Below are 6,875 nucleotides of genomic sequence, written 5' to 3'. Positions count from 1 at the left end.
AATCAGGCTTTTAGCTTTATCCTTATAACTTATTACTTATTACTTATTACTTATTACTTATTACTTTTTCGCTTTCACCTTTTATCTGTTATCTGTTATCAGTTATCTGTTGTCTGAAGTGCTCATATGAAATGAAGCTAAATCAGGCTTTTAGCTTTATCCTTATAACTTATTACTTATTACTTATTACTTATTACCTTTTCGCTTTCACCTTTTATCTGTTGTCTGTTGTCTGTTGTCTGTTGTCTGTTGTCTGTTGTCTGGCTAACGTACCTTAACTGTTTACCTTATGGCTATTGAGTCAATACCCAAAATTGCTTACCTTATATCTTTCACCTGTCATCTGTCTAACTTACCTTTATTATTAACTGATAACTGATAACTGATAACCGATAACTGGATATTACTTTCCAAATTTCATTTTTAGCTGCTCCAGCATATCTGTATTTATAGGCTTAGCATCTTCTTTAGGTTTTTGAGAATTAACAGGCTCTGGTTTGGAAGCGGTAGTAGCAGCTTGTCTTTCATTGCGCAATTGCTCTTTTTTAGCATTCATGCGGTTCCATATCTTCTCCAAACATTTTTTTGTATACAATGGAAAATCACCATTCTGCATCCAATTATAATAACTTGGCTCTGATTGAAAAACATCCTCAACAGCCCTTCCTTTATGTTTACCAAAATTGATTACCTCTACACCTTCCTCATTATAAACCATTCTGGAGGCAAAATCTACTGGATTATTAAGGTTTGTGAATTTATGAAGTGCTTCTATATTGTTCTGAACAGGTTTAGTGACTATACCTTTTTTATCTTCCCAGTCTTGATTTTGATACTTCTCGATCTGTGCTTTCAAAACCTCATAGGTAGCCTTGATATCTGCTTCAGCAGAGTGGGCATTCTCAATATTCTTGCCACAATAGAACAAATAAGCTGCCTTTAAGGTGCGCTGTTCCATTTGGTGAAAAATATTCTGTACATCCACAAAATGTCTGTTATCTATATCAAAATCAATACCTGCACGCAAAAATTCTTCCATTAATACCGGAATATCAAAGCGATTTGAATTATAACCCGCAAGGTCACAATCATCTAAAAATCTGGCTAACTCCTCACCTGCTTGTTTAAATGTTTGAGCATTTTTAATATCCTCATCATATATTCCATGAATTAGGGATGACTCAAGCGGAATTGGAATTCCGGGATTGATACGCATCGTTTTTACATCTTCTGTACCATCGGGCATTGCCTTCAGGATAGAAATTTCAACGATCCGATCTGATGCAACATTTACACCGGTAGTTTCAAGATCAAAAAAAGCAAGGGGGCGTTTCAGATTTAATTTCATGCGATTAACTAAAGATTAGGATACCCGCTAGAATTCCTATGACCATGATGAGGTACATTAGTATTTCTGTGCTGGCAAAGCGTTTATATTTCATCCAGAATGTATAGTCGCCTTTCTCTTTGCTCATAAAAATCTGGGGGATTAATTATAATTTAAAATTAGTGATTTAAAAACAGAAAACATGAATCTATTGAGAGTTGGTTAGTAATGTCTGTTGTCAGTTATCTGTTGTCGGTTATCTGTTGTCAGTTGTCAGTTATCTGAGGTATGAGGTATGAGGTAAGAGGTCTGAGGTCTGAGGCACTATTATGATATGAAGCAGAATCTATCTCAATACGCTATACTCAATACCCAATACTCAATACTCTCTACTCACTACTAAGCCTTCAAAACCCGCTGTATCTCATCCAACTTCATTAATGCCTCAACGGGTGTAAGCGTATTCACATCCAGGTTGTTTAACATATCCCTGATTTTAACCAATACCGGATCATCGATTGAGAACATCTGTAACTGGTAGGCCTGTTTCTGAACTTTTTTGAGACTATCCTTAATATCTTCGCCTCCGGTTCTTTCCTGCTCTAGGCGTTTCAGGATTTCATTTGCCCGGTTAACCAATTTCTGAGGCATTCCGGCCATTTTTGCAACATGAATTCCAAAACTATGCTCACTCCCACCGGGTACCAGCTTACGAAGGAAAATAACCTTGTTACCAAGCTCTTTGACAGAAACATTAAAATTCTTAATTCTATTGAATGAATTTGTTAATTCATTTAACTCATGGTAATGCGTTGCAAATAGGGTTTTTGCCTGGGCTGTAGGGTGATTATGAAGATATTCAGCAATAGACCAGGCAATTGAGATCCCATCATAGGTACTGGTTCCTCGACCTATTTCATCCATCAGAATTAGGCTTCTGGGTGATAAATTATTCAAAATACTGGCCGTCTCATTCATTTCAACCATAAAGGTTGACTCACCAGTAGTCAAGTTATCAGAAGCACCGACACGGGTAAATATTTTATCAACAATCCCAATTTGAGCCTCCTTTGCAGGCACAAAACATCCCATTTGCGCCATCAGAACAATCAGTCCGGTTTGTCTTAACAAGGCCGACTTACCCGACATATTGGGGCCGGTAATAATGATGATCTGCTGACTATCGTTATCCAAAAAGACATCATTTGTAATGTATTCTTCACCAACAGGAAGATGCTTTTCTATAACCGGGTGTCTGCCACCTTTGATATCAATAATCGTACTGTCATCAATAATAGGCTTGACATAATAATTTTTGATGGCAAGATTTGAGAAATTTAATAGCACATCTAACTGGGCTACTAATTGAGCATTCAGCTGTATTGGCTTGATGAATTCTGAAAGTGCATGGGTCAACTCATGATATAAGCGGGTTTCCAATACCTGAATCTTTTCTTCTGCACCTAGAATCTGTTCTTCATATTCTTTTAATTCTGGCGTTATATATCGTTCAGCATTGACCAGAGTTTGTTTCCTGAGCCATTCTACCGGAACTTTATCTTTGTGAGTATGAGTAACTTCCAAATAATATCCGAACACATTGTTAAAAGCAACTTTAAGAGATGGAATACCAGTAATCTCTGCTTCCCGCTTCTGTATTTCAAGTAAATATCCTTTACCGCCAAAAGCGATTTTCCGTAATCGGTCAAGTTCTTCATCAACACCATCAGCAATAACACTACCCTTAATTAGCATAACCGGAGGATCCGGATTTAATTCCCGCTCAATTCGATCACGAATCAAAATACAAGGATTCAACTGCTCAGCTATAGTTTTTAAGGCATAGTTTTCTGAACTCTGGCAAAGTTCTTTCAAATTAAATATGGCATATAATGCACGTTTCAACTGCATTACTTCTCTAGGATTGGCCTTTTGAAGCCCAATTTTTGAGATCAGCCTTTCCAAATCACCGATCTGTTTCAATTCACTAAGCAAACTTTCACGTAGTTCTTCGTTATTGACCAGAAACTCAACCACATCTAGGCGCTCTTGAATAGGTTTTCGTCCCTTAAGCGGCATAATAATCCATCGCCGAAGCAATCGAGCACCCATAGGTGAACAGGTCTTATCCAAAACATCAACTAAACTGACGGCATTTTCATTGGCAGAACCAATTAATTCTAAATTTCGAATCGTAAAACGGTCAAGCCACATATAACGATCTTCTTCTATTCTTGAAACAGAAGATATATGCTGAAGGTTACGATGTTCCGTTTCATTCAGATAATGCAAAGCAACACCTGCCGCTGTGATAGCCAAGGGTAATTTCTCAATACCAAACCCTTTCAAAGAATTAACTTCAAAATGTTTTAGTAGAATTTCAGTGGCATAATCACCACCATAAGCCCAATCATCAAGGTGGTAGGTGTAAAAACGATCTCCAAATGTTTCAACAAAATCACGCTGCCTACTTTTCTGAAAAATTACTTCACTGGGCTTGAAACTTTGAAGAAGCTTATCAATATAATCGGGATTGCCCTGGGCTACTAAAAATTCGCCGGTTGAAATATCGATGAATGCGATACCCAATGAATTCTTCTCAAAATAGAGTGAAGCCAAGTAATTATTGGTATTCTGCTGTATGATGTTGTCGCTGTACGAAACTCCTGGAGTAATCAGTTCTGTTACTCCGCGTTTTACAATCGTTTTGGTTGTTTTAGGATCCTCTAGCTGGTCGCAAATGGCTACTCGTTGACCCGCTCTAACTAATTTAGGTAAATAAGTATCCAAAGAATGATGTGGAAAACCTGCCAGCTCGGTATGTGTTCCGGAGCCATTCCCACGCTTGGTCAGAATAATCCCAAGGATTCCAGAAGCCTTTACTGCATCCTGCCCAAAAGTTTCATAAAAATCACCTACGCGAAACAATAGCATTGCACCAGGGTATTTAGCCTTGATCGTATTGTATTGTAGCATTAAGGGAGTTTCCTTCTGTTCGGTCTTTTTCGACAAATCACTAATTATTTAAAAGATAAAGTTAATGGATTGTTAAGGTTTTGGAAGATTTGTGGAAAACTGTTTAATGGTGGGAAATTTTTGTGAAATAATTACAGTCGAGAATGAAAATTTTAAATCACCATTTGATCTAAATTATAAGATTATGATGATCTAAACCTCCATTCGTCTATCTTTGAATTGTGCTATCAAACACCCTCAATATATACAAAAAAGCCTTCTCCGGACTAAGTAAAGAGAGCTGGTACCTTTCGTTGGTCATGCTAATTAATCGCAGCGGTACCATGGTGGTTCCATTTCTTACCATTTATTGTACCCAGAAATTAAACTTCAGCATTGTTGAAGCTGGAATGATTATGGCTCTTTTTGGTCTTGGTTCTGTATTTGGTGCATTTATTGGTGGAAAGATCACAGACAAAGTCGGTTTTTACTATTTGCAGGTCGGCGCATTAATCAGTGGAGGCTTTATGTTCATGGCACTCAGCTTCTTGGAAACATTTCTAAGTTTAGCAATTGGAACATTTATTCTAAGTATGTGCAATGAAGGATTCAGGCCTGCAAATTCATCGGCTGTTGCACATTATAGCACAGAAAAAACGCGAACCCGCTCCTATTCCTTAAATCGGATGGCTATCAATCTTGGTTGGTCATTTGGTGGAGCTATGGGAGGTTTTATTGCATCCATAGACTACCATTTGCTTTTCTTTGTAGATGGATTAACTAATCTACTTGCTGCATTGATTCTGATAAAATTATTACCCGCTGTGAAAAAAGCTAAAATTAATTTAAAAGGACATGATAAGCCAGTTTTAGCTTCTGCTTACCGTGATAAATTATACCTCACTTTTATTATTCTAAGTACACTATTTGCTTCCTGTTTTTTTCAGCTCTTTACCCTCCAACCCGTATTTTTAAAATCTGAATGGCATTTAAGCGAGCAATTTATAGGTGGCTTAATGGCAATGAACGGACTACTAATTGTTGGGGTAGAAATGCTGCTCATCAGCAGAATTGATGGAAAAAAACCACCCTTATTTTTTGTAGGTATTGGGATTATGATTACCGGATTTGCATTTTCATTATTAAATATTCTTCCTGCAATGGCCTTTGCAGCTGTAATTTCGATCTTATTCATTTCATTGGGAGAGATGTTCTCTATGCCATTTATGAATACCTTCTGGACCAGCAGATCAAATTCAAATAACCGTGGAGAATACGCAGCACTATATACTATATCTTGGTCGATAGCCCAGATCATAGGTCCGATCTATGGTGCCTTATTAATAAGGCACGGTGGTTATTCTTTGTTATGGTGGTCTATATGCGGTATTTGTATACTTTCATCATTAGGGTTCTTTACCTTAAACCATTTAAATCAGAAGAAAACAAGATCCAATTAAACTCTATCGACTAGTAATGCAATAACTTGTTTTATGTCTGTAAACCTGACCGGGACGAAGTAGCGTTGAAGGAAATTCAGGGATATTTATAGCATTACAATGATGCTGTGTCTCGAAACAAAATCCTGAAAATGGCTCATAGAACTGTCCATTTTTAGCATTTGTAATTCCAAGATGCATTCCTGAATAAAAATGAACAGTTGGTTCATCTGTAAAAACCTCTAATTGAATTCCACTTTTTTCAGAATATGCTGTAGCCGCCATACCGTAAGCACCATATTCTTTATCTAAAACAAATGATTGATCGTATCCTGAAACAGGGTCCCAATCCTTATTAATCTGCTTTGAACTATTAAAATCATATTTTGTTCCATTAACTGAAAGTATTTCGCCATTAGCCAGATTATCTGAATACTGACCAAGATATAATCCGGATGGTATTTGAACAATATGATCGTCTATTCTACCAGATCCATTGAGATTAAAGTAGTCGTGATGCGTCAAATTAATAGCTGTTGGCTTATCTGTTTCCGCCTCTGTTTCGATCATCAATTCATTATCATCATTCAAAGAAAAGCAGACCGATACCTCCAAATTTCCGGGGTAACCTTCTTCATTGTCTTTGCTTAGGTATGACATTTTAAGCTTCCCCTCAGAAAGTTGGTCTGAATTTTTAATTTGCCATACCTTATTCTCAAATCCTTCAAAACCACCATGTATTTGATGAGGAGGCCTATTGGGTGATAATTGATATCTCTGACCGTCAATTACTATCGATGCATTACCTACCCTGTTTGCGTATCTTCCAACAATAGCGCCTAGGTAAGAGTTATTATTCAAGTATTCGGAAGATAAATAGTGTTCCATCGTATCAAAACCAAGAACGATATCTAGTACATTTCCATCTCGGTCTGGGACTTTAAACGACTGTATAATAGTTCCTAAATTGCTGATGCAAACCTCAAGGCCAGCTTTGTTTCTAAGTGTAAAAAGAAAAACATCATGCCCCTTATGCTTAAACAAAGCCTCAGACTGTACTATCTTCATGATCTAGATTTAGTATTTAAACAAAATTTAATCGAATGGTTTAAAATACTGCAAAAACTTGAATAAAACATATAGCTCTTTCAATT

The 6,875-nt window shown here is 37.0% G+C and carries 5 protein-coding genes; 1 reads left to right on the top strand and 4 read right to left on the bottom strand.

Features of this window, described 5'->3' with window-relative positions:
- Positions 1-403 precede the first annotated feature (403 nt).
- The 3 genes from ACIQZ6_RS03940 to mutS form a co-directional block, all read right to left on the bottom strand.
- Positions 404-1,348, bottom strand: coding sequence for an exonuclease domain-containing protein (locus tag ACIQZ6_RS03940; RefSeq protein ID WP_395808407.1), 945 nt, complete (start codon positions 1,346-1,348; stop codon positions 404-406).
- A gap of 4 nt (positions 1,349-1,352) precedes the next feature.
- Positions 1,353-1,475, bottom strand: a complete 123-nt coding sequence (locus tag ACIQZ6_RS03935) for a hypothetical protein (RefSeq protein WP_395808405.1) — start codon at positions 1,473-1,475, stop codon at positions 1,353-1,355.
- A gap of 251 nt (positions 1,476-1,726) precedes the next feature.
- Positions 1,727-4,303 (bottom strand): DNA mismatch repair protein MutS, encoded by a 2,577-nt coding sequence (gene mutS, locus ACIQZ6_RS03930; protein ID WP_395808409.1) that lies wholly within the window; start codon positions 4,301-4,303, stop codon positions 1,727-1,729.
- A gap of 299 nt (positions 4,304-4,602) precedes the next feature.
- On the opposite strand from mutS, the gene ACIQZ6_RS03925 reads away from it, so the two are divergent.
- A complete protein-coding gene (locus ACIQZ6_RS03925) occupies positions 4,603-5,742 on the top strand; it encodes an MFS transporter (RefSeq protein WP_395808403.1) in 1,140 nt (379 codons plus the stop codon).
- 3 nt (positions 5,743-5,745) lie between these two features.
- Here the strand turns inward: ACIQZ6_RS03925 and ACIQZ6_RS03920 are convergent, their stop codons facing one another.
- Entirely contained in the window at positions 5,746-6,789 is a 1,044-nt protein-coding gene (locus ACIQZ6_RS03920; protein WP_395808401.1) for an aldose epimerase family protein, read from the bottom strand.
- Between the last annotated feature and the right edge of the window lie 86 nt (positions 6,790-6,875).

It is taken from the genome of Daejeonella sp. (assembly GCF_044348475.1).
Taxonomy (GTDB): domain Bacteria; phylum Bacteroidota; class Bacteroidia; order Sphingobacteriales; family Sphingobacteriaceae; genus Daejeonella.
Note: the sequence above shows the minus strand (reverse complement) of the source record. Positions and strands in the feature narration are given on the sequence as shown.